Below are 22498 nucleotides of genomic sequence, written 5' to 3'. Positions count from 1 at the left end.
GTTTACAGGCCCCATCAGACAACGACTGACTCGACGGAAAACCCACTGCATGCCAATATACGCAATCGGTGATATTCAAGGCTGTCACGAAGCCCTGCAGCGTTTACTCGCCGAGTGCCGCTTCGATCCGCAGCACGATCAGTTGTGGCTGGCCGGCGATCTGGTCAACCGCGGTCCGCAATCGCTCGACGTGCTGCGCTTCGTCAAGTCGCTCGGCCACCGGGCGAAAGTGGTACTGGGCAATCACGACCTGCATCTGCTGGCGGTGCACTACGGCGGCGAACACCAGCGGGCCAATGATACACTGGCGCCCATCTTTGGTGCAGACGACCGTGATGAACTGCTCGACTGGCTGCGTTTTCAGCCACTTGTCGTGCTGGACGAAGGACGCGGCTGGTGCATGAGCCACGCCGGCATTCCGCCCGCCTGGACCGCGCGCAAAGCCCGTCGTCTGGCGCAGGAAGTGGAAGCGGTACTGCAAAGTGACGACTGCACGGCCTTTTTTGCGGCCATGTATGGCAATCAGCCGGATCGCTGGCAAAAAGGCCTGCGCGGCATGGACAGGTTACGGGCCATCGTGAACTACCTGACCCGCATGCGCTTTGTCGGCACCCGCGGCGAACTGGATCTGATCAGCACAGAAGGTCTGGATACCGCTCCGGACGGCTATGTGCCCTGGTTCAACGTCGCTAACCGCCGTGCGGCCAATACCCGGCTGTTATTCGGCCACTGGGCAGCACTGGAAGGAAAGGTCACCGTACCGAACGTATTTGCTCTGGATACAGGTTGTGTCTGGGGCGGACAATTGTCAGCCCTGCGCCTCGAGGATCAGCAATGGTTCCGGGTGCCGGCCCAAGCGGAGAAAAACCCATGAGTTTTCAGCGTATTAAAGCAGGCGATGCGAAAGCATTGATGGAACAAGGCAACCTTAGCATCGCCGATATCCGCGATGCCATGAGCTTTCAGGCCGGTCATATTCAGGGCGCCCAGCGCGTGGATAACGACAATCTGGCGGAATTTATGGCTGCAACGCCAAAGAACCAGCCTCTGCTGGTGTGCTGTTACCACGGTAACAGCAGTCAGGGCGCGGCCCAGTTCTTTGCGTCACAAGGTTACGACGAGGTGTACAGCCTCGATGGCGGCGCCGAAATGTGGAAGATGGCGTTTCCCGATCTGACCGAACACAGCTGACAGACCGCGCCTTACCGGTTGCAGAAAAAGCCCGCCAATGCGGGCTTTTTTATTGCCCGCTGCCCGGCCGGCTCACCACCTTTAGTCTCAGTGCCTCACTCATCAGGCACGGTGAATGCATGTTCCTGACTGATCCGGCACTTTTCTGACAGGCGCAGAAATTTTTCACCGGAACCCAATAACCACTGGCACAGGCTTCACCGCCTGGACCATACTGAATAAACCCGATACGAATTAAACAACGGATTTTTATGTAACAAACAACAACGAACTACCCTGACCCAGGTTAACGGAGAGGTGAACTATGAGCGTATTCAGCCGTTACAAAGACAGGTATCAGGCCACTCAGGAAGAGGTCATGAGCCTGCAGGACTACCTCGAGCTCTGTAAAAAGGACAAATCCGTATACGCCACCGCCGCCGAGCGGATGCTGATGGCGATCGGTGAACCTGAGCTGATCGACACCGCCAAAGACATGCGCTTAAGCCGCATATTTTCCAACAAAGTTCTTAAACGCTACCCCGCATTCTCTGAGTTCTACGGCATGGAAGAAGCCGTTGAAAACATTGTCGCGTATTTCCGCCACGCTGCGCAGGGGCTGGAAGAGCGCAAACAGATTCTGTATCTGCTGGGCCCTGTGGGCGGTGGTAAATCCTCTCTGGCTGAACGGCTGAAACACCTGATGGAGCGCATTCCGTTTTACGCCATTAAAGGTTCACCGGTGTTTGAATCACCGCTGGGGCTGTTTGATCCGGAAGAAGACGCGCAGATTCTCGAAGAAGATTACGGTATTCAAAGCCGTTATCTGGGTCGTGTCATGTCACCTTGGGCGGTAAAACGCCTGCACGAATTCGGTGGCGATATCAGTAAATTCGAAGTGGTCAAACTCTACCCTTCCATTCTCGATCAGATCGGCGTTGCCAAAACCGAACCGGGTGATGAAAACAACCAGGATATTTCGTCGCTGGTCGGCAAAGTGGATATCCGCAAACTCGAAGATTTCTCGCAGGACGACCCGGATGCCTACGCCTATTCCGGCGCACTGTGCCGGGCCAATCAGGGCCTGATGGAATTCGTGGAGATGTTCAAAGCGCCGATCAAGGTGCTGCATCCTCTGCTGACCGCCACACAGGAAGGCAACTACAACGGCACCGAAGGCATGGGCGCTATTCCGTTTGAAGGCGTTATTCTCGCGCACTCCAACGAATCGGAGTGGCAGGCATTCCGCAACAACAAAAACAACGAAGCGTTTCTCGACCGCGTGTACATAGTTAAAGTGCCTTACTGTCTGCGCGTGCATGAAGAAGTCAAAATCTACGAAAAACTCCTCGCTGGCAGCTCGTTGTCGACCGCACACTGTGCACCGGACACACTGAAAATGCTGGCCAAATTCACCGTACTCTCCCGCCTGAAAGTGCCGGAAAACTCCAGCATCTATTCAAAAATGCGGGTGTATAACGGTGAGAATCTGAAAGATACCGACCCGAAAGCCAAGTCGATGCAGGAATACAAAGACAGTTCCGGCGTCGACGAAGGCATGAACGGTATTTCCACCCGCTTTGCCTTCAAGATACTGTCGAAAGTATTTAACTTTGATGCAACAGAAGTGGCCGCCAACCCGGTACACCTGCTGTACGTTCTGGAACAGGCCATTGAGCAGGAGCAGTTTCCGGAAGAAACCCACGACCGTTATCTGAACTTCCTCAAAGAGCATCTGGCCACCGAATATGTGAACTTTATCGGCAAAGAAATTCAGACGGCGTATCTGGAATCTTATGCCGAGTACGGTCAGAACATTTTCGACCGCTACGTCACCTACGCCGACTTCTGGATTCAGGATCAGGAATACCGTGATCCGGAAACCGGCGAAATGCTCGACCGTGCCGCCATTAACGAAGAACTGGAGAAAATTGAAAAAGCCGCCGGTATCAGCAACCCGAAAGATTTCCGTAACGAGATCGTGAACTTCGTGCTGCGTGCGCGGGCCAACAACAACGGCAACAACCCAAGCTGGCAGTCGTACGAGAAAATGCGTGCGGTTATTGAGAAGAAAATGTTCTCGAACACCGAAGATCTGCTGCCGGTTATTTCCTTCTCGGCCAAATCCTCGTCCGACGACCAGAAGAAACACGACGATTTCGTGCATCGTATGATCGAGCGTGGTTACACCGAGAAACAGGTACGGCTGCTGTCGGAATGGTATTTACGCGTACGCAAATCGCAGTGATCCGGCACAGAGTAAAAGGGGAAGTCTATGTCGTACATCATAGATCGGCGCCTGAACGGAAAGAACAAAAGCATGGTGAACCGTCAGCGGTTTTTACGCCGCTATAAGGCTCACATCAAAGATGCTGTGACAGACGCCGTCAACCGCCGCTCCATTACCGATATGGAGCGCGGTGAACAGATCAGCATCCCGACGCGCAATACGCACGAACCTGTCATTGGCCATGGCCCCGGTGGTAAACAGCACCGGGTGTTCCCTGGCAATAAGGAGTTCAATACCGGCGATTTACTGGATAAACCTCAGTCGGGCGGAGCCGGAGGCTCCGGTTCCGGCAAAGCCAGTAATCAGGGTGAAGGCGAGGACGAATTTTCGTTTTATCTCACCAAAGAGGAGTTTCTGACGTACCTGTTCGACGATCTCGCCCTGCCCAATATGATCAAGAAAACCCTGAGCCAGTCGCGGGAGTTCAAAACCCGTCGCGCAGGCTTTGTGTCAGAAGGTACTCCCAACAATTTGTCGGTGGTGCGCTCGCTGCGCAACGCTCACGCCCGCCGCATCGGCATGACCATAGGCAAACGCAAAAAGCTGAAAGAGCTACAGGCTGAACTTGCCGCGCTGAATCCAACGGATGACGACCAGCGTCCGGAAGTACTGGCCCTGCTTGAGCAGCTGGCACTGATCGAGAAAAAACTGAAGACAGTACCTTTCCTTGACGAGCTGGACCTGAGGTACCGCAGTCAGATTAAAGTGCCGGTACCAAGCAGTAAGGCTGTAATGTTTTGCGTGATGGACGTCTCCGGCTCTATGACGCAAGACATCAAAGACATCGCCAAGCGCTTTTATATCCTGCTGTATCTGTTCCTGCAGAAGAGCTACGAACACATCGAACTGGTGTTTATCCGCCACCACACCAGCGCGAAAGAAGTGAACGAACAGGATTTTTTCTACTCGCGCGAAACCGGCGGCACGATTGTTTCGTCTGCGCTGAAACTCATGCAGGAAATCATCGACGAGCGCTATAACAGCAGCGAATGGAACATTTACGCCGCACAGGCGTCCGACGGCGATAACTGGGACGATGATTCCCCTCAGTGCGCCAAAATCCTTAACGACGAATTGCTGCCCGCCGTGCAGTATTTCGCCTACATCGAAATTACCCCGAACCAGCATCAGGCCTTGTGGGAAGCCTACACAGGACTGCTGAAAAGCTATCCGCATCATTTCGCAATGGCGCAAATCCGCAACGCGGCCGACATCTACGGTGTTTTCCGTGAGCTGTTTGCCAAAGACAGGTATCAGGAGGCTGTATGACTGAGCGCAACTATCTGTCGACCGGCTCCGACTGGACCTTCGAATTGCTGGAGACCTACGACCGTGAACTCGGTCGTATTGCCAAACTGTATGAGTTGGATACCTACCCGAATCAGATCGAAATCATCACCGCCGAACAGATGATGGATGCTTATTCCTCTGTCGGTATGCCGATTGGCTACAACCACTGGTCGTACGGTAAACAGTTTCTGCAGACACTGAAGCAATATCAGCGCGGCCAGATGGGGCTGGCGTATGAAATTGTGATTAATTCCAACCCCTGCATTGCCTACCTGATGGAAGAGAACACCATGCCGATGCAGGCACTGGTGATCGCCCATGCCTGCTACGGGCATAACTCGTTTTTCAAAGGCAACTACCTGTTCCGCACCTGGACGGACGCCGGTTCTATTATTGATTATCTGGTATTCGCCAAAAACTATGTGCGCCAGTGTGAGGAGCGCTACGGTCAGGAAGAGGTTGAACAAGTGTTGGATGCTTGTCATGCCTTGCAGAATTACGGCGTTGATCGTTACCGCCGGCCGAAGCCGATTTCCGCTGCCGATGAAAAAATGCGCCAAAAAGAGCGGGAAGACATTCTGCAGCAACAGGTCAATGACCTGTGGCGCACCCTGCCAGCACAACAGAACAAATCAGAAAACAAGAAGTCTCGGCGTAAATTTCCGTCTGAACCTCAGGAAAATATTCTCTATTTTCTGGAAAAAAACGCCCCTTTGCTTGCTCCGTGGCAGCGCGAGCTGATCCGGATTGTACGTAAAATATCCCAGTACTTTTATCCACAACGTCAGACTCAGGTGATGAACGAAGGCTGGGCGACGTTCTGGCACTACACATTGCTCAATCATTTATACGATGAAGGCAAAGTGACCGATGGTTTTATGATGGAGTTTCTGTCGTCACACGCCAACGTGATTTTCCAGCCCGGCTTTGATGCATCGTATTACAGCGGCATCAACCCGTATGCGCTGGGATTCAATATGTTCCGCGACATCAAACGCATCTGCGAGGAACCGACCGACGAGGACCGCGAGTGGTTTCCGGATATCGCAGGTTCCGACTGGCTGAAAACACTGCATTTCGCCATGAAGAACTTCAAAGACGAAAGCTTTATTCAGCAGTTTCTGTCGCCAAAAATGATGCGGGACTTCCACCTGTTCAGCATCTATGACGATGACGAAAAAAATCAGTATCAGGTGGAAGCCATCCATAACGACGCCGGCTACCGAAAAGTCAGGGAAATGCTGGCCCGCCAGTACGACCTTTCGGTGCGTGAACCCAACATTCAGATTACTCATGTCGAAATCGAGGGCGACCGTTCACTGACGCTGCGGCACACCATGCAGAATGGAACGCCGCTGTCAGGCGATACGCACGAAGTGATGAAGCACCTGCACTTCCTGTGGGGCTTTGACATCCATCTGGAAACCTACAAAGACGACCGCCTGATCAAACGCCAAAGCTGCCCGGATATGAAAGTACCGGGCTGATCTGACGGGATTAATGTGCGCGCAGACGTTTCAGCTCTGCGCGCAGATTAATCAGGTTACCGCTGAACATCAGGGCCGCTCCGAGCAACACCCAGAGATCCAAAGCCTCGTTGTAGAACAGATAGCCAACCACTGCTATTAATGGCAAGCGCAGAAAATCCATCGGCACCACCACGCCGGCATCCGCCAGACGGAATGCGCGCGTCATGCAGTAATGAGCCGTTAATGCACTGACACCGACCACCACAACCCATAGCCACTGATCACCCTCGGGCGTTTTCCAATCGGCCAGCGCAGGAAAAAAGCCGAGCGGTAACTGCAGCAAGGTCATGTAAAACAGAATGCTCAGTGGCGTTTCTGTGGCAGACAGGGATTTAGTAAAAATATAGGAGCAGGCATAACCCGCCGCCCCCGCCAGCACAGCCAGCGCCGCCGGATGGATCACACCGGCTCCCGGGCGCAGAATAAGAAACAACCCGGCAATACCAAACACCAGCACCATCCAGCGGGCAGCCGTGAGTCGCTCATGCAGGAAAATAGCCGCCAGAATGGCCGTCCATACGGGTGTTGTGAATTCCAGCGCAATCACTTCAGCCAGCGAAATAACGCCCAGACCATAGAACCAGCCGTACTGACCGGCGAAGTGTGCAAAATTTCGTCCTAAATGCGCTTTAATTCTGGTCGTTTTTAACTGCGAAACGCCGGTCATCCAGATCAGAATGCCTATCAGCACAACGCCGATTGCACTGCGGAAGAAAAGAATCTGAAAGGTAGAAATCTGGCCCGCCAGTTCACGCCCGGCAACGGCCATCAAAATAAACGAGAACAGTGCAGCGGCCATCCAGCCTGCTGCACGAATAACGGGGTGTTGTTGATTCAATTGCCAGATCTGCGTTGGAAAATGCGCAGGCTATCAGTCGCTGCATTACCAGGCAATCACCAGGCAATTACCAGATCGTCACGCTGAATCGCCAGATGCTCGGCGCTTAATTTCATCTCGGCAATAATAAATTGCGGTTGTACCTGCTTAACTACTACTTCCGTAGCCATATCGCTTATTTCGGTGCGGGGTTCCAGGTCAAGATTATAAAAAGTACCGGTTCTGTAGACCTGAAATTTATCACCTGGGCGAATACCGGCGCCGGCACTGGCTTCAATATGCAGACGGTTGCCACGGGCTTTTACAATGCGTGCCATAAATGGCTGGCACCGTAATACCTCGTCGACATCGTCGACCACGCTGACCAGCAACTCGCGCACTTCCTGACCATAGTCTGTATTCCAGAACTGAGGCGACGCAAAGCCAGTGCGTTCGGTGCGTGAACGCGTCCATTCGCCTTCGGTGGAATAGCTGCGCTGAAACAACATAGCCCCACTCAGACCATCATGAACGTAGACGTCCATCACAAAGCGGCGATCATGGGACGTCGGTTCAACCCCAAACAGGCTCAGCCATTTTGCCTCCGATGGCGCCTGATGAATGTCCTGCTCGGCCTCGCCCACCATGGCCAGATCACGAACGACACCGGACACGACATACTGAGCGCCGAGTTCCGTTGCCAGCGCAACGGAGGTGGTCAGGCGCTGCTGCGCGGTTTCGGCGGAAGGAGCCCGGCGCGGATCCTGATACAGACTGGTACGGGTAGCATCAAGGGCATGTACAGCACCACGACCGTTCAGCGTATTCACCAGCACGCGAGGCAAATCCTGTTCAATATTCTGCAGTTGACCAACACTGGCCTGCACCGGATTCGCCAGACCAAATCCCGCCACGGCAATTGCCTTGCGGTATTTCTGGGTACTGGCCGGACACATGGCTTCCGGTTTCACGTCCGCCCGGATCGCCACCTCGTAGAGGCCGTTGTGCTGGTCTTCCCACAGCACCTGCACATTTTTCAGTTCCGCCTGAGTGCGGACCTGAACATCGTCCTGCTCGATCACGCCCTTGTTCATCAGCTGAGTGCTGCTGATCTGGGCGCCGGCACGCAGACTCGCCTGACGCATCGCATCCTGCAGCGCCTGCTCACGGGCGTAAGAAATCGCGCCCACCAACGGCGCCGTGCCGGTCACTTCCACCGTGATGGCAAGCACTTGTGTGCTCATCAGGGTCAACAGAAGAATGAGGCTGCGCATGGCGCTCTCCTTTGTCTGCAACGCAGATTATTCGATGAAGTAAAAACCGCTTTCTGGCATCGCAGCTTCAGACTGCACGCGCTGGCGCTGACTCGCAGCAAAGTTGCTGCCACCCGGCACACCACCAAGTGGTGCACGGCAGTCGACATTGAAGCGCTGGTTATCCATGGTCTGCAGACAGTTACGGAAGCCCTGATCGATGACCATTTCCAGCACGGTCTCAACACTGCCGTCCGGCATGACGTCGGTGGTCACAACACGGGCACCGTGCATATAGGTTTCGACGTAAGTGCGGAAGCGGTCGTTCTGCACAACCATATCCCGCACTGTGGTACTGCCCTGAATGGAGGTGCCGTACACGCGCTCTGCCATGGAGCGGTAGGCATCCATCTTCGATGCCCGGATGGCCATCAGACGACGCTGTACTTCGCTTTTCTTTTTGTCCTCATCCATCGCGCCATAGCCCACAACGCGGAGGATCATGGGCGCAATCGGATCGACTTCCTGCTCAACCGGCTGAAAAAAGGCCTCTGGTTCATCGGCCACACTCTCCTCTTCGATGAGTGCGCTGGAACAACCCTGTAACCACAGAACGGATGTGGCAGCCACAGCTGCCGTGAATGACCATTTCATACCTGTCTCCAAACTACGACGTCTTGTTAACGACGTTGTCGGCAGCGACGGGCAAATGTTTAGGATGATTCGCTCTTCAAACCGGCTTTTTCGCCCCCAGCAGACGGTCGGGCCACTGATGCCACTGATAGAGTGATAGTCCGGCCAGCAGCAGCACAGCACCAAAGATGGAGCTGGTCGCCAGTCGCTCATCCTTCAGCCAGTAGCCCCAGAACACCGCCAGCACCGGTGCCATCAGCGTAATCAGGGTAACCCGGGAGGCCGGCAATAATTTAAGGACGTGAAAGTAAAGCAGGAAGCCCAGCAGCGAACCGAACAGGACCAGATACACCAGGCCGGCCTGCGACACCGTCGACCAGTCCTGCGGAATATGCACCCCAAAGAAAGGCACCGTCAGCAGATACGCCAGCGACGATACCCACAGGGTTCCGCTGGTCTGCACCATAGGATGCAGGCCGGCGTTCACCTGTTTCACCCACACGGCGCTGCCGGCAAAGCACAGCACGGACACCAGTGTGCCGAGAATGCCGCGCCAGCTGCCCGCATCCAGCGACAAACGCCCGACCACCACCAGCGTCAGACCGGCCAGTGCCAGCAAAAGTGCCAGAATACGGCCACGGGTCAGCTCCCGCTCACCAAGCCAGAACCAGGCCAGCGCACCGGACAGCATGGGGCTTAGGCCATAGAGCACAGAAATCAGACCGGACGGAATAAACGGAGACCCCCAGTACACCGCCATCATGGCGCCATAAATCCCCAGACTTCCGGCCAGGTAGCTTTGCAGCGCCTGACGGTTCAGCGCCAGTGGCTGGCGCATGATGAACAGCAGTGGCAGCGACAGCGCGGCACTGATCCACATCCGCAGACTGACCGCGGTAAAGAAATCCAGCCCCTGCAGGCTGAACTGAATGGCGATCGGGGTCGTCGACCAGATAAAAACAACCCCCAGATACGCAACTGCAACTGGCATTGTGGTACTCCTCGTTAACTGCCAGACAATGCCTTACTGCGGGCACAAAAAAGGCCGCAGTAAGGCGGCCTTTTCTCGTCCGGATCCTGTTACCTGTCCGACGACTCCGACCGCATACCCGTACGCACGGCAGCTCGCAGCTCAGCGTTGACGCAGAGAGGCGCTCGCAGTGTCGGACAGATTGGTTGCAGTCGGATGACGGACATATTCAGTCGGATGACGGACATAGGTGATTCGTTCAATTGGTCAATTCAAGACAATCAGGATCAGGTACAGAGCATAAATAGCCAATTAGGAATGGGCAAGAATCCCTGCTTACGACTATGATAGAGATCTGATTATGACGTCAGAAAACTACCTTAGAGCCCGGCGGGCGAAAAAGGTTCACGGACAGGCGTCGAAGGATCTCCAGCCGTTAAACAGGATCATGTTATGAACAAACGTTCGCTTCTTGCTGTCGCCGTTGCAGCACTGACTTCTCAGGCTGCATTTGCAGCGCCTTTCCTGCCGATGGATGCCCGTGGTCTGGCCATGGGTAACACCGGGGTTGCCAGCGCCAAGCGCGCGCACGCACCGACGTACAACCCTTCCCTGCTGTCACAAGCCTCTGAAGATGATGACTTCGAGCTGGTGTTTCCGCAGATCGGTGTAACCGCAGCGGACGAAGAAGAACTGGTCGACAGCGCCAACGACATCAATGACGTGATCGTGCCGCAGTTTGAAAAGCTGTTTGAAGACGGCGCCGCTGGTAACTTCTCAGAAGCCGTTGATGCTCTGTCGGCTGCGGCCAACGATCTGGCAACCGAAATTAATAATCTGGGTGATGCCCGCACCAATGCTCAAAAGGCAGCCGACCTGTCGACCGCTAACGGCAACTTCCGCGATGCGCTGAGTGATGTAAACTCGAAACTGAGCGACGTTAACAGTGTGACCAACCAGCTCACCGACGCACTGAGCGGCATTTCCGGTGATCCACTGCGCGGCCGCGTGGGCCTTGCCGGTGCACTGGCGATTCCAAGCAAGAAATTCGCGGCTGCGCTGAGCTTTGGCGGCGACGTAACCTTCTCTGGCCGCGCCCTGTTCAGCGATCACGACCTTGACCTGCTCTCGTCTTACGGCGAGGCCGCTGGTGAATACATTGATACCGCCGGCACCATTCCTGATCAGATTGATACCGTGATCGCCAGCCTAGAAGGCGGCACCCCACCAAACGTGGCTCAGGTAACAGCCATCGCAGACGCAGTTGACGGCGTATCCAACTTCTCCTCGTCCACCTGTGCCGACAGCACAGATCCTGACTGTACCGAAATCTTTGCCAACGGTACTCTGTCCGACGATGCCCAGAACCCGAATCTGGACTCTCAGGTGCAGATCGTAGCGGTCGCCGTTGCCGAGCTTGGCCTGTCATTCTCACGCGAATTTGAAATCAAAGGCGAGAAATTCGCCGTCGGCATCACGCCAAAACTGCAGAAAATCAGCACGCTGCACTTCGTAACCGAGATGGATAACGGCGAAGACATCGATACCGACAAGATCGAAGACGCGCGTGAAGATTACACCAAGTTCAACCTGGATATCGGTGCGTCTTACCGTTTCGGTTCAGAAGACAACTGGGTAGTTGGCGTTGTGGGTAAAAACCTGCTCGGTGGCGAATTTGATTACGCCGATGCCGAGATTCAGGGTAACGAGGGCGCCTACATGAAAGGCGGCACCATTGAGCTGAACCCACAATACCGTGCCGGTCTTTCCTATAACAGCACCTGGTTTAACGCCGCACTGGATGTGGATCTGACCGAAAACGAACCGGTAGCGTTTGAAAACCCGACTCAGTATGTCGCGCTGGGTGCTGAATTCGACGTATTCGAAACCCTGCAACTGCGTGCCGGTTACCGCACCAACCTGAGTGTTTCTGATGCCGAAATCGTGTCACTGGGCTTCGGCCTGTCGCCGTTCGGTGTGCATCTGGATCTGGCCCTGATGGCCAACCCGAACGATGTGAAAAAAGAAGCCGGTGCCGCTCTGGAATTCGGCTTCTACTTCTGATCCCGGGTTCTGCGCGGGGCTAACCCGCGTTACACTGAAAAGCCGCCTTACGTCGTAAGGCGGCTTTTTTATTGGCCGCGTGTTAGTGGCGGCTTCGGATGGACGGAAAAGCATCATGCAGATTTACCTTGTCGGCGGCGCGGTGCGCGATGCCCTGCTTAATATCCCGATCAAAGACCAGGATTGGGTCGTGGTAGGCGCCACGCCCGATGAACTGCTGGCACAGGGATTTGAACAGGTCGGTGCCGATTTTCCTGTATTTCTGCACCCAAAAACCCACGAAGAATACGCACTGGCCCGTACCGAACGTAAAAGTGGCAAGGGTTATCAGGGATTCGACTGCCGCTTCAGCCCGGATATTTCACTGGAAGACGATCTGCTGCGCCGCGACCTGACCATCAATGCCATGGCGCGCGACGAGCACGGCAATATCGTCGACCCTTACGGCGGCCACGCCGACCTCGACGCAAAAATTCTGCGCCATGTATCGCCCGCCTTTGGCGAAGACCCATTGCGCGTCTTACGCGTTGCCCGTTTTGCCGCGCGCTTTGCGCCACTGGGCTTTACCGTTGCACCAGAAACCTTGGCCCTGATGAAGCGCATGGTTGAAGACGGCGAACTGGATTATCTGGTGGCCGAACGGGTGTGGCAGGAAACCCGCCGCGCACTGGGTGAAAAAATGCCCGCCGTGTATTTTCAGGTATTAAAAGACTGCTGTGCGCTGGATGTCTGGTTTCCGGAGGTCGCAGCCCTGTTTGGCGTGCCACAACCAGAGAAACACCACCCGGAAATCGACTGCGGCGTGCATGCACTGCTGTCGCTGACGGCCGCCGCCGCACTCAGTGGCGATATTCCTGTCCGCTGGGCCGGGCTTACTCACGATCTGGGTAAGGCGCTGACGCCGGAGTCAGAATGGCCGCGCCACATTGCCCACGAAAACCGTGGCATCAAGCCCATAAAGGCGCTGCAACAACGCCTTAAAGTACCCAACGACTGCGCCGATCTGGCGCTGCTGGCGTGTGAGTTTCACACCCACGTGCACCGCGCCTTTGAGCTGCGCGGTGAAACCCTGATGAAGCTGTTTAACCGCATGGACGCCTGGCGCAAACCGGAGCGTTTTGAACAATTTCTGCTGGTGTGTGAAGCCGATGCCAAAGGCCGTACCGGGCTTGAGCAAACGCCGTATCCACAGGCGGATTATTGCCGCAAGGCGCTGGCTGAGGCCAACCGCATTAGCGCGCGTGACATCATGGCTCAGGGTATTGAAGGTGCTGCGATTCGGCCGGCGCTGGAAGAAGCCCGTGCCGCGCATCTGCAGGCATGGAAAACGCTACAAAGCACTAGCTGACAGACTGGCCTTATAGCAGTCTGGTTTTGTCGCAGGCTGGCATTCAGCCAGCCGAGTGAACCTGTACCGGACGCACCGGGTACAAAGGCTGACAGGCGAGCGCCGGCCATTCATCCGCCAGCGGTTGCCCGGTTTGCGGATCAACGCCTTGTGGAAAAATATCCAGCAACGGACGCAGCACGAAAGCAAACTGGCGGATATCAGCGCGCGGCAGCTGCAGGCCGGCAAACTCGCCGACTTCGTTGCCGAACAGAAGAATGTCGATATCCAGCGCGCGTGAGGAATACTTCACCGCATCCGGCGCGCGGCCAAAATCAGCTTCAATCTGCTTCAGTGCTGCAGCCAGTGTTTCCGGCGGGCATTCGCAGCGGATCTCAACCACCAGATTGATAAAATCCGGTCCCTCAAACCCCATGGCCGGTGAACGGTACCAGGGCGATACCTGCTGCACTGCAAAACTCTCCGACAGACGGGCAATTCCCGCCGCCAGATTGTGCTCGGCATCGATGTTCGAGCCCAGCCCGAGAAACACCTGCACCATCAGCGACTGCCTCCCGGCAGATCACCGCGTTCGATATACAGGCCCACCGCCCGCGCCTGAGGCACCACTGCGGGCTTCTCCAGCCGGATGCTGAGCCAGGGCATGCCAAATTCTTTGCGCAGCGCATCCGCCAGACGCTCGAGCAGAGATTCCAACAGCTGAAAATGCTGTTCACGCACAAAGCGCTCAATAAATTCGGTCACCGCCTGATAATTCAGCGCGTGCATCAGATCGTCAGTGGCCGCCGCCAGACGGATGTCCCAGGCCATTTCCAGATCGAACACCAGTGGCTGGCGAACCTGCTTTTCCCAGTCGTAAACACCGATCACGGCATCGACTTTCAGACCGCGGATAAAGACCTTATCCATGCGGCACGTCCACGGCGGTCAGCTGAGTCATCGGCCAGCGTGGCACCACAGAGATAGCCAGCGGCGACTGTTCACCGGCCAGCAGACGCTGGGCACCGGCGTAGGCAATCATGGCGCCGTTATCGGTACACAGCGCCGGACGCGGGTAATAGACAGCGCCTTTTAAACTTTCGGCGGTTTTGCGCAGTTGCTCGCGCAGCCGGGTATTGGCACCCACACCACCGGCAATGATCAGACGGTTAATGCCCGTTTGCTGCATGGCGCGCTTGCATTTAATGGCCAGAGTATCGACCACGGCAGCCTGAAAGCAGGCCGCGATGTCGGCTTTATCCTGCTCTGCCAGCACGCCGTCGACGGCACAATCCAGAATCGTGGTACGCACCTGAGTTTTGAGGCCGCTGAAGCTGAAATCCAGCCCCGGACGATCGGTCATCGGGCGCGGGAATTTAAAGCGGGTGTCGTTACCGTCATTCGCCAGCTTGCTCAGCGCAGGGCCGCCCGGATACGGCAGGCCCATCATTTTGGCGGCTTTATCAAAGGCTTCACCGGCGGCGTCATCCAGCGACTCACCGAGCAGACTGTAGCGGCCGATACCATCGACCTGCACCAGCTGGGTATGCCCGCCAGACACCAGCAGCGCTATAAAAGGAAACGGTGGCGGATTGTCTTCCAGCATGGGCGCCAGCAGATGGCCTTCCATGTGGTGCACGCCGAGCGCCGGAATATCCAGCGCCCAGGCCAGGCTGCGGCCTAAGCAGGCCCCCACCAGCAGAGCACCGACCAGACCCGGACCTGAGGTGTAGGCAATACCATCCAGATCGGTGAGCGCCAGACCGGCTTCATCCATTACCTCCTGAATCAGAGGCTGGGCTTTGCGCACATGGTCGCGTGACGCGAGTTCCGGCACCACACCACCGTATTCGGCGTGCAGCGCAATCTGGGAATACACCCGGTGCGCCAGCAGACCCCGTTCGGTGTCGTACAGCGCAATGCCGGTTTCATCACAGGAGGTTTCCAGGCCTAATACCCGCATGTCTGACCTCTGCCCCACTCTTCTGGACGGTTAAAAAGGGGCGCCATGATACTGCCGCACCCGCCCAGGCGCCACCCGCAATTCCCGGAGCCCGCACCACAGCTGACCGGAATGTCAGGCGGGGATTGATCTGATCACGGGTTAAACTACTCTTTGCATTCGGCGGGTAAAGGCTTTAGAATGCCCGCCCTCTAACTGGGGCCTGTGGTTTCCCCATAAAACGAATTGACTAAACACGTAGGTGATTGGATGCCAGCTGTAAAAGTTAAAGAAAACGAACCGTTTGACGTTGCTCTGCGTCGCTTCAAGCGTTCTTGTGAAAAAGCCGGTGTACTGTCTGAAGTACGTCGTCGTGAACACTACGAAAAGCCAACCTGGATTCGTAAGCGCAAAGCCGCTGCTGCTGTTAAGCGTCACCTGAAAAAGGTACAGCGCGAACAGCGTAAAATGACCCGTCTGTACTGATTTATTGCGTCAGGGATAGCACCGCATGAGTACTCTGGTAGAAAACGTAAAAGAAGCCGTTAAAGCGGCGATGCGTGCCAAAGAAAAAGAGCGGTTAGGTGCACTTCGCCTCGTAACGGCGGAGTTCAAGCGTGTGGAAGTCGATGAACGTGTTGAAATCGACGATGCCCGCGCGCTCGCTATTCTCGACAAAATGAGCAAACAGCGTCGCGATTCCATTGCCGCTTATCAGGCAGCGGGACGTGACGATCTGGCAGCTGTCGAACAGTACGAAATTGACGTACTGAACGAGTTCCTGCCGGAAGCCTTGAGCGAAGAAGAGTTGGCCAAACTGGTGGCTGATGCGATTGCACAGTCCGGTGCTGCATCTATGCAGGACATGGGCAAAGTCATGGGCATCCTGAAACCACAAGTGCAAGGTCGTGCCGATATGGCACAGATCAGTCAACTGGTGAAGTCTCAACTGGGCTGATTCTGCTGCAGGCGAACAAAGCGCTACCCATGCAAATGGCTAGCGCTTTTGTCGTTTATAGCACCTGCAAAAAAGTGCACTACGCCCGTTACATCAGATTCCGGAAACGTTAAGCTCACCCGCTATGGCCGGCCGTATTCCCCAAACCTTCATCGATGACCTTCTTGCCCGCGTCGACGTAATCGATGTGGTGGACAGTCGCGTCAAGCTGAAAAAGACCGGCAAAAACTACTCCGCCTGCTGCCCGTTCCACAACGAAAAATCCCCATCGTTTACCGTCAGTCCCGACAAACAGTTTTATTACTGTTTCGGCTGTGGCGCCTCAGGCACCGCGCTCAAATTTGTTATGGAATTCGATGGCCTGAGCTTCCCCGATGCGGTGGAAAAACTCGCCGCTCAGGCAGGCATGGAGGTTCCGCGCGAACAGCAAGCCCTGGTGGAAGTGCGCCAGGAGCAGATGCACCAACCCCTGTTCGAGCTGATGCAGAAGGCCGGTCAGTATTTCGAGCAGATGCTGCGCAGCCATGACCAGCGCGGCAAAGCCGTCGACTACCTGAAAGGCCGCGGCTTATCCGGCAAAGCCGCACGCTTCTTTGGCATCGGCTACGCACCACCCGGCTGGGACAACTTGCAGGAATTCCTGACCAACAACACTGATAAAGACACCATCAAGCAGCTGATTGCCTGCGGCATGCTGATTGAAAAGGAAGACGGCCGCACTTACGACCGCTTCCGCGACCGTATTATGTTCCCCATCCGCGATGCGCGCGGGCGTTACATTGCCTTCGGCGGCCGGGTGCTGACCGACGAAAAACCCAAGTATCTGAACTCGCCCGAGACCCCGATTTTCCACAAAGGCAAAGAGCTCTACGGCCTGTATGAAGCGCGCAAAATCCGCCAGAAACTGACCCGCTTTGTGATTGTGGAAGGCTATATGGACGTGGTCGCACTGGCGGAATACGGCATTCATTACGCCGTCGCCACCTTAGGCACCGCCACCAGCGAGCATCACCTGCGCCGGCTGTTTAAAATCGTGCCGGAAGTGATCTTCTGCTTCGACGGCGACAATGCCGGACGCACCGCCGCCTCGCGCGCCATGGAAACGGTACTCCCGGTGCTCGAAGATGGCCTGCAGGCGCGTTTCCTGTTCTTACCCGAAGGTGAAGACCCTGACACACTGGTGCGCCAGGAAGGCAAAGGCGCCTTTGAAGAACGCCTGAACAACGCCATTCATCTGCCGGAATTCCTGTTCGAGCACCTGAAAGAACAGGTCGATTTCGACACCCTGGATGGCAAAGCCCGCCTCGACCAGCTGGCCGCGCCACTGATTGCGCGCCTGCCCAAGGGCATGCTGCGCAATCTGATGAAGCAGAAGCTGAAAGAAGAGCTGGGCACCGACTCGGTGGCGATGGAGAAAATCGAATCCCAGCCAGCCGCACACACTGCAGTGCACCCGCCGGCGTACACAGGCACGGCAAACCAGGCCGCCGAACCGGCGCATCTGTACGACGAACCGTCTGAGCCCGATCTGCCGCACATGGATCACAGCGCCGACACCCTGGCACCACTGGTGCACAAAGCCCTGCACTGCCTGGTGAAGCAGCCGTCACTGGCCAATGGCCTTGAGATCCCCGACGCCGAAGCCGAAAGCGAACACGAACGCCTGCTGCTGGAGGTCCTGAAGAAACTCAAAGCCTCCCCCCAGAACGGCACGGTTGGCCTGCTGATTCAGTGGACAGGCTCGCCCTATCAGGAAGAACTGCGCGCCATCGCCGACAACCCCCACAGCCAGATCCGCCCGTCCGCCTCCGACGTGGCCGAAGTGCTGAAACAGATGAGCGCCCGCAAGCTGGAAGCCGAGCTGCGCCAGCTGACCCAGCGCTTCCAGCGTGGTGAAAAACTCAACACCGACGAGCGCAACCGCAAGCGCGAACTGCAACGCCAGCTGCACGACATCCATAAAAAGCGCGCGCGCATTTACGCCCGCTGAAAAACCGCACAAAACGGCTGAAAATTTTCACGCGCCTCTTGAGATCCGCAAACGCGCCCCTATATTTAGCAACACTTCAGAATCCGCCCGCCCGGCATCTCAGGCAGGCGATTCCCAAGACGACTGCAGCAGCGCAGCACACAACGTGACCCAGCCTAGCGGCCTTTAACCGGACATCAGGGCATAAACTCGCCATACCGGTCTTCCTCACACGTTACCTGACCTTGCTGAAGATGTTGAAGCCAGTAACCGCTCCGCACGGGTCTTAAAAAACCCGGGAACAAGGCCGCCATCCTATGGCCTAAGGATCGGTTAAAAGTTATACTTCGGCGTTTTTCTTCCGCCTTAAAAAATCGGAACACAGGGCTTATATGTCAGCGAACACGCAACAATCCCGTCTCAAAGAACTCATCGCCAAAGGCAAGGAACAGGGTTACCTCACGTACGCTCAGGTAAACGACCACCTTCCGGACGACATTGCCAACCCGGATCAGGTGGAAGACATCATCCGCATGATCAACGACATCGGTATCCCGGTGTCTGAAACTGCACCGGACGGTGAATCCCTGTTCATGGCCGACACCGCCGACGACGCCGCCGCTGAAGAAGCCGCCGCCGCCCTCGCCGCTGTAGAATCCGACGTTGGCCGCACCACCGACCCAGTGCGTATGTACATGCGCGAAATGGGTACCGTCGAGCTGCTGACCCGCGAAGGCGAAATCGTTATCGCCAAGCGTATCGAAGAAGGCATCCGTGAAGTTATGTCCGCCCTGGCGTACTACCCGGGTGCTGTGAAGACCATTCTGCAGGCATTCAAAGAAGCCGAAGAAGATCCGAACCGCGTAGGCGACATTTTCTCTGGTTTTATCGACCCATCCGACGACGACCCGGCACCAGGCCCACAGTCCGGTCCGGAAGCCGAAGCCGCATCTGACGATAGCGATGACGACTCCAGCGACGACGACGAAGACGGCGATTCTTCCGAAGAAAGCGAAGAATCCGGCATCGACATGGCCGAAGTATCCCGTCGTTTCGGTGAAATTCAGGCCGCCTCTGACGCCGCCGAAAAAGCACTGGCCAAAAACGGCCGTGCGCACAAGAAAACCGAAGAAGCCCTGCTGGCTCTGGCCGATTTGTTCGCTCCGATTAAGCTGACCCCGAAATACTTCGACCAGCTGGTGAACGACGCCCGTGACTCCCTCGAGCATATCCGTGCCCAGGAACGTCAGATCATGGTGATGATGACCCGTAAGTGCGGCATGGACCGTAAGGACTTCATCAACCACTTCCAGGGTAACGAAGTAAACAACGACTGGGTTGAAGCCCTGATTCTGGCCAACAAGCCATACTCAGCCAAGCTCGACACCTACAAGATCGAAATTTTCCGTGCCCAGAAGAAGATCAAAGCCGTTGAAGAACGCGTGGGTCTGAGCATTCCGGAAATCAAAGAAGTTAACCGTCGCGTATCCATCGGTGAAGCCCGCGCCCGCCGCGCCAAGAAAGAAATGGTTGAGGCCAACCTGCGTCTGGTTATCTCCATCGCCAAGAAATACACCAACCGCGGTCTGCAGTTCCTCGACCTGATTCAGGAAGGCAACATCGGCCTGATGAAAGCGGTGGATAAGTTCGAATACCGCCGTGGTTACAAGTTCTCCACCTACGCGACCTGGTGGATCCGTCAGGCCATTACCCGTTCGATCGCCGACCAGGCGCGTACCATCCGTATTCCGGTACACATGATCGAAACCATCAACAAACTGAACCGCATCTCCCGTCAGATGCTGCAGGAGATGGGTCGTGAGCCAACGCCGGAAGAACTGGCTGAACGCATGGAAATGCCGGAAGACAAAATCCGCAAAGTACTGAAGATCGCCAAAGAGCCAATCTCCATGGAAACCCCGATCGGTGATGATGAAGATTCGCATCTGGGTGACTTTATCGAGGACACTCAGTCTGAGTCGCCGCTCGATACCGCCACAGCTGAAGGCCTGACCGAAGCCACCCGCGCGGTGCTGGCCGGCCTGACCGCCAGAGAAGCCAAAGTACTGCGTATGCGTTTCGGTATCGACATGAACACCGACCACACGCTGGAAGAAGTGGGTAAACAATTCGACGTTACCCGTGAACGTATCCGTCAGATCGAAGCCAAGGCCCTGCGCAAACTGCGTCACCCTTCACGCTCCGACCACCTGCGTTCCTTCATCGACGATTAATCGTCAGCCCAATAAAAAAGCCCGCAATTGCGGGCTTTTTTATTGGAAAATCAAAGGGGTGGCGCTCACCACAGGAGCTGCATATAATGCTGCCTGCTGATTGGATCAGCATCTTTTCTCATCCGGACACTGCCTGACCGGTTCACGGATGCAGCAAAGGGCCTGTAGCTCAGTTGGTTAGAGCACGCGACTCATAATCGCTAGGTCCACGGTTCAAGTCCGTGCAGGCCCACCATTTTTCTCTCTGCTTTTTATTCACGCCGCTTGCAGCACGCGCCTCGGCTCTTTAGCTTCCAAGGTCAACGATTCAAGTCCCTGCGGGCCCACTACTTTCTATCTGCCTTTTATTCGCAACGCGTGCAGCGCGCGCCTCGACTCTTTAGCTTCCAAGGTCCACGATTCAAGTCCCTGCGGGCCCACTGCTTTCTCTCTGCTTGTTATTCACAACGCGTGCAGCCCGCGCCTCGACTCTTTAATTCCCAAGATCCCCGGTTCAAGTCCGTGCAGACCCCCATTTTCGCTCTGCTTTTTATTCACAACGCGTGCAGGTCACCGTGTTTACCCTCTGGTGCAACTTCCTTGTGGCCAAGCTCGGGCAGTCATATCTTCGAATCAGCAGACGTTAAAATTTTTTTAAACATTGGAAGGCTACAGAGCATGCTAATTCTTCTGATAGCCCTCCCTCTGCATGTGCCTGATTTATCTTACGCCGGAAGACCTTAGCGCTGCTGGCGTATATTCGGATGTAGTTGGATCTGTACCGAACGTCAGGGAATTACTTTCTTCATTTCGCATACCCGATACCAGATAGCGACCATTGATCAGATCATGGAGAACTTCCACTCCCAGCCAAGGCACATCAACGTGGTACAACTGCACGATATGCCCCATGCCTACGCGCCATAACTCGCCACGATTGTCATAATGGTCAGCGATGCTGATTTGCCAGGAATCCTCATCGATATAGAAGGTACGGCGGCCATAGACATGACGCTGACCATTTTTAACGGTCGCATCAACCACCCACACCCGATGCAGTTCGTATCGTGTGTATTCCGGATTCAGATGACCCGCCTGAATGATGTCTTTGTACTTTGCATCCGGACTTTCCAGCTTGTAGCTGTTGTAGGGGATATAAATTTCCCTTTTACCAATCAGCTTCCAGTCATATCGGTCTACTGCACCATTAAACATATCCAGGTTGTCTGCTACACGCTGACCGTCAGAGGCTGGATAGGGTCCATCGTATGCAATTTGTGGCGCCCGACGCACACGACGCTGACCGGCATTATAGATCCACGCCATGCGCGGATTTTTCACCTGATTGATAGGCTCATGCACAAGAACAATATCTCCGGCCAAACGGGCAGGACCGGTAATCAACTGCTTGTAGTAGAAAAGAATGTCATCGCCTTTATTCTCGTCATATCCTGGCATTGCACTCTGGAACGCAAATTCCTGACGAAATGAAACAGGAATAAAGCTGCCATCGGCAAGCGGTGTTGCCTGCACGTGAGTGCGTTTAGCACTGCCTCCCCGATAACGGGTCAGGTGATTCCATACGACTTCCAGTGCGTTGTCGGGTATGGGAAACGGAGTGGCCTGATGAAAGCCTTGCAAACCGTTTCCATCCTCGACCAGCTCTGTGTGCTCTGCATTGTAGCGAGCTGCTTCATACAGGCTTTCCGGCAGTTTGGCACTTCGATGGCTCGGATACACAGGCATAGCAAAGGTGCTGTATCGCCTGAACAGAGCCAACTGACCTTCCGTCAGATGATCTTTGTATTGTTCGACATTGTCTCTGGTGATTGTGAACAATGGGGATTCTTTCGAGTAAGGATCTTCCAGAAAGTTATTCCCAAGAATTTTCCCTGCATTTTTATCAAGGCCTCCCGTCCAGGCAGGAATAGTGCCTGAGGAGTTTCCTGCCATTTCCGCACCGACAGGTGTGAGATCTTTTCCCAAGCGGGCTGCGACTTCAGCAGTTACCGCTGCCAGAGTGCTGTCTGCAAAGAAAATGCATCCCAATACAACCATTGTTAAATACTTCAT

19 protein-coding genes and 1 tRNA gene are annotated in these 22498 nt (G+C 55.4%); 12 read left to right on the top strand and 8 right to left on the bottom strand.

Translation table 11 applies throughout. The features are described 5' to 3' along the window. Positions 1-49 precede the first annotated feature (49 nt). The 5 genes from ACQUQU_RS01895 (at position 50) to ACQUQU_RS01875 (ending at position 6237) form a co-directional block, all read left to right on the top strand. Positions 50-874 (top strand): symmetrical bis(5'-nucleosyl)-tetraphosphatase, encoded by an 825-nt coding sequence (locus ACQUQU_RS01895; protein ID WP_430461553.1) that lies wholly within the window; start codon positions 50-52, stop codon positions 872-874. Beyond that, complete coding sequence (gene glpE / locus ACQUQU_RS01890; protein ID WP_430461552.1) at positions 871-1191, top strand: thiosulfate sulfurtransferase GlpE; 321 nt, start codon at positions 871-873, stop codon at positions 1189-1191. Before ACQUQU_RS01895 ends, glpE begins: the two co-directional genes overlap by 4 nt. Before the next feature lie 304 nt (positions 1192-1495). Further along, positions 1496-3418, top strand: coding sequence for a PrkA family serine protein kinase (locus tag ACQUQU_RS01885; protein WP_430461551.1), 1923 nt, complete (start codon positions 1496-1498; stop codon positions 3416-3418). Between the two features lie 27 nt (positions 3419-3445). After that, positions 3446-4729, top strand: a complete 1284-nt coding sequence (locus tag ACQUQU_RS01880; RefSeq protein WP_430461550.1) for a YeaH/YhbH family protein — start codon at positions 3446-3448, stop codon at positions 4727-4729. Continuing rightward, entirely contained in the window at positions 4726-6237 is a 1512-nt protein-coding gene (locus tag ACQUQU_RS01875; protein ID WP_430461549.1) for a SpoVR family protein, read from the top strand. Before ACQUQU_RS01880 ends, ACQUQU_RS01875 begins: the two co-directional genes overlap by 4 nt. Positions 6238-6247: 10 nt before the next feature. Here ACQUQU_RS01875 and ACQUQU_RS01870 read toward each other — a convergent pair whose 3' ends face one another. The 4 genes from ACQUQU_RS01870 to ACQUQU_RS01855 all read right to left on the bottom strand — a co-directional run bounded on the left by ACQUQU_RS01870 (position 6248) and on the right by ACQUQU_RS01855 (position 9973). Then, positions 6248-7078 carry a DMT family transporter gene (locus ACQUQU_RS01870; protein WP_430461548.1) on the bottom strand — a complete coding sequence of 277 codons (831 nt, stop codon included), beginning with the start codon at positions 7076-7078 and terminating at the stop codon, positions 6248-6250. A 95-nt stretch (positions 7079-7173) separates the two neighbouring features. Further along, positions 7174-8370: a flagellar assembly protein FlgT gene (locus tag ACQUQU_RS01865; RefSeq protein ID WP_430461547.1), complete on the bottom strand. Its 1197-nt coding sequence runs from the start codon at positions 8368-8370 to the stop codon at positions 7174-7176. Between the two features lie 27 nt (positions 8371-8397). Beyond that, entirely contained in the window at positions 8398-9003 is a 606-nt protein-coding gene (locus ACQUQU_RS01860) for an LPP20 family lipoprotein (RefSeq protein ID WP_430461546.1), read from the bottom strand. A gap of 76 nt (positions 9004-9079) precedes the next feature. Then, positions 9080-9973, bottom strand: a complete 894-nt coding sequence (locus tag ACQUQU_RS01855; protein ID WP_430461545.1) for a DMT family transporter — start codon at positions 9971-9973, stop codon at positions 9080-9082. Between the two features lie 432 nt (positions 9974-10405). Here ACQUQU_RS01855 and traF point away from each other — a divergent pair, with 432 nt between their 5' ends. Together traF and ACQUQU_RS01845 are read left to right on the top strand one after the other, a co-directional pair. Continuing rightward, a complete protein-coding gene (gene traF / locus ACQUQU_RS01850) occupies positions 10406-12016 on the top strand; it encodes a conjugal transfer protein TraF (protein ID WP_430461544.1) in 1611 nt (536 codons plus the stop codon). Between the two features lie 115 nt (positions 12017-12131). Next, complete coding sequence (locus tag ACQUQU_RS01845; protein ID WP_430461543.1) at positions 12132-13364, top strand: multifunctional CCA addition/repair protein; 1233 nt, start codon at positions 12132-12134, stop codon at positions 13362-13364. A 43-nt stretch (positions 13365-13407) separates the two neighbouring features. On the opposite strand, the gene folK is transcribed toward ACQUQU_RS01845, so the two are convergent. Genes folK through tsaD form a run of 3 tightly spaced genes read right to left on the bottom strand, consistent with a single transcriptional unit; the run spans position 13408 to position 15306 of the window. Further along, positions 13408-13905, bottom strand: a complete 498-nt coding sequence (gene folK / locus ACQUQU_RS01840; protein ID WP_430461542.1) for a 2-amino-4-hydroxy-6-hydroxymethyldihydropteridine diphosphokinase — start codon at positions 13903-13905, stop codon at positions 13408-13410. Then, positions 13905-14273, bottom strand: coding sequence for a dihydroneopterin aldolase (gene folB, locus ACQUQU_RS01835; protein ID WP_430461541.1), 369 nt, complete (start codon positions 14271-14273; stop codon positions 13905-13907). Before folB ends, folK begins: the two co-directional genes overlap by 1 nt. Continuing rightward, positions 14266-15306 carry a tRNA (adenosine(37)-N6)-threonylcarbamoyltransferase complex transferase subunit TsaD gene (gene tsaD / locus ACQUQU_RS01830; protein WP_430461540.1) on the bottom strand — a complete coding sequence of 347 codons (1041 nt, stop codon included), beginning with the start codon at positions 15304-15306 and terminating at the stop codon, positions 14266-14268. The genes folB and tsaD overlap by 8 nt, the downstream gene beginning before the upstream one ends. Before the next feature lie 249 nt (positions 15307-15555). On the opposite strand from tsaD, the gene rpsU reads away from it, so the two are divergent. The 5 genes from rpsU to ACQUQU_RS01805 all read left to right on the top strand — a co-directional run bounded on the left by rpsU (position 15556) and on the right by ACQUQU_RS01805 (position 20681). Further along, a complete protein-coding gene (rpsU, locus tag ACQUQU_RS01825) occupies positions 15556-15771 on the top strand; it encodes a 30S ribosomal protein S21 (RefSeq protein WP_145466429.1) in 216 nt (71 codons plus the stop codon). A gap of 25 nt (positions 15772-15796) precedes the next feature. After that, entirely contained in the window at positions 15797-16243 is a 447-nt protein-coding gene (locus tag ACQUQU_RS01820) for a GatB/YqeY domain-containing protein (protein ID WP_430461539.1), read from the top strand. Positions 16244-16367: 124 nt separating this feature from the next. After that, a complete protein-coding gene (dnaG, locus tag ACQUQU_RS01815; protein WP_430461538.1) occupies positions 16368-18233 on the top strand; it encodes a DNA primase in 1866 nt (621 codons plus the stop codon). A gap of 371 nt (positions 18234-18604) precedes the next feature. Further along, positions 18605-20446 (top strand): RNA polymerase sigma factor RpoD, encoded by a 1842-nt coding sequence (gene rpoD, locus ACQUQU_RS01810; RefSeq protein WP_430461537.1) that lies wholly within the window; start codon positions 18605-18607, stop codon positions 20444-20446. Positions 20447-20604: 158 nt separating this feature from the next. Further along, positions 20605-20681, top strand: a tRNA-Ile gene (locus tag ACQUQU_RS01805). Positions 20682-21145: 464 nt separating this feature from the next. Here ACQUQU_RS01805 and ACQUQU_RS01800 read toward each other — a convergent pair. Then, positions 21146-22498, bottom strand: coding sequence for a DUF1329 domain-containing protein (locus tag ACQUQU_RS01800; RefSeq protein WP_430461536.1), 1353 nt, complete (start codon positions 22496-22498; stop codon positions 21146-21148).

Source organism: Thalassolituus sp. LLYu03, from assembly GCF_050507655.1.
Taxonomy (GTDB): Bacteria; Pseudomonadota; Gammaproteobacteria; order Pseudomonadales; family Oceanobacteraceae; genus Venatoribacter.
This window is presented reverse-complemented; position numbering and strand designations above follow the sequence as displayed.

What these genes read in the sequence shown, in the direction of transcription:
- traF (WP_430461544.1), top strand. Translation starts at nt 10,406, where the DNA reads ATGAACAAACGTTCGCTTCTTGCTGTCGCCGTTGCAGCACTGACTTCT.
- folB (WP_430461541.1), bottom strand. Translation starts at nt 14,273, where the DNA reads ATGGATAAGGTCTTTATCCGCGGTCTGAAAGTCGATGCCGTGATCGGT.
- rpsU (WP_145466429.1), top strand. Translation starts at nt 15,556, where the DNA reads ATGCCAGCTGTAAAAGTTAAAGAAAACGAACCGTTTGACGTTGCTCTG.
- ACQUQU_RS01860 (WP_430461546.1), bottom strand. Translation starts at nt 9,003, where the DNA reads ATGAAATGGTCATTCACGGCAGCTGTGGCTGCCACATCCGTTCTGTGG.
- ACQUQU_RS01875 (WP_430461549.1), top strand. Translation starts at nt 4,726, where the DNA reads ATGACTGAGCGCAACTATCTGTCGACCGGCTCCGACTGGACCTTCGAA.
- ACQUQU_RS01855 (WP_430461545.1), bottom strand. Translation starts at nt 9,973, where the DNA reads ATGCCAGTTGCAGTTGCGTATCTGGGGGTTGTTTTTATCTGGTCGACG.
- ACQUQU_RS01800 (WP_430461536.1), bottom strand. Translation starts at nt 22,498, where the DNA reads ATGAAGTATTTAACAATGGTTGTATTGGGATGCATTTTCTTTGCAGAC.
- tsaD (WP_430461540.1), bottom strand. Translation starts at nt 15,306, where the DNA reads ATGCGGGTATTAGGCCTGGAAACCTCCTGTGATGAAACCGGCATTGCG.
- ACQUQU_RS01865 (WP_430461547.1), bottom strand. Translation starts at nt 8,370, where the DNA reads ATGCGCAGCCTCATTCTTCTGTTGACCCTGATGAGCACACAAGTGCTT.
- dnaG (WP_430461538.1), top strand. Translation starts at nt 16,368, where the DNA reads ATGGCCGGCCGTATTCCCCAAACCTTCATCGATGACCTTCTTGCCCGC.
- rpoD (WP_430461537.1), top strand. Translation starts at nt 18,605, where the DNA reads ATGTCAGCGAACACGCAACAATCCCGTCTCAAAGAACTCATCGCCAAA.
- ACQUQU_RS01820 (WP_430461539.1), top strand. Translation starts at nt 15,797, where the DNA reads ATGAGTACTCTGGTAGAAAACGTAAAAGAAGCCGTTAAAGCGGCGATG.
- ACQUQU_RS01845 (WP_430461543.1), top strand. Translation starts at nt 12,132, where the DNA reads ATGCAGATTTACCTTGTCGGCGGCGCGGTGCGCGATGCCCTGCTTAAT.
- ACQUQU_RS01895 (WP_430461553.1), top strand. Translation starts at nt 50, where the DNA reads ATGCCAATATACGCAATCGGTGATATTCAAGGCTGTCACGAAGCCCTG.
- glpE (WP_430461552.1), top strand. Translation starts at nt 871, where the DNA reads ATGAGTTTTCAGCGTATTAAAGCAGGCGATGCGAAAGCATTGATGGAA.
- ACQUQU_RS01870 (WP_430461548.1), bottom strand. Translation starts at nt 7,078, where the DNA reads ATGGCCGCTGCACTGTTCTCGTTTATTTTGATGGCCGTTGCCGGGCGT.
- ACQUQU_RS01880 (WP_430461550.1), top strand. Translation starts at nt 3,446, where the DNA reads ATGTCGTACATCATAGATCGGCGCCTGAACGGAAAGAACAAAAGCATG.
- folK (WP_430461542.1), bottom strand. Translation starts at nt 13,905, where the DNA reads ATGGTGCAGGTGTTTCTCGGGCTGGGCTCGAACATCGATGCCGAGCAC.
- ACQUQU_RS01885 (WP_430461551.1), top strand. Translation starts at nt 1,496, where the DNA reads ATGAGCGTATTCAGCCGTTACAAAGACAGGTATCAGGCCACTCAGGAA.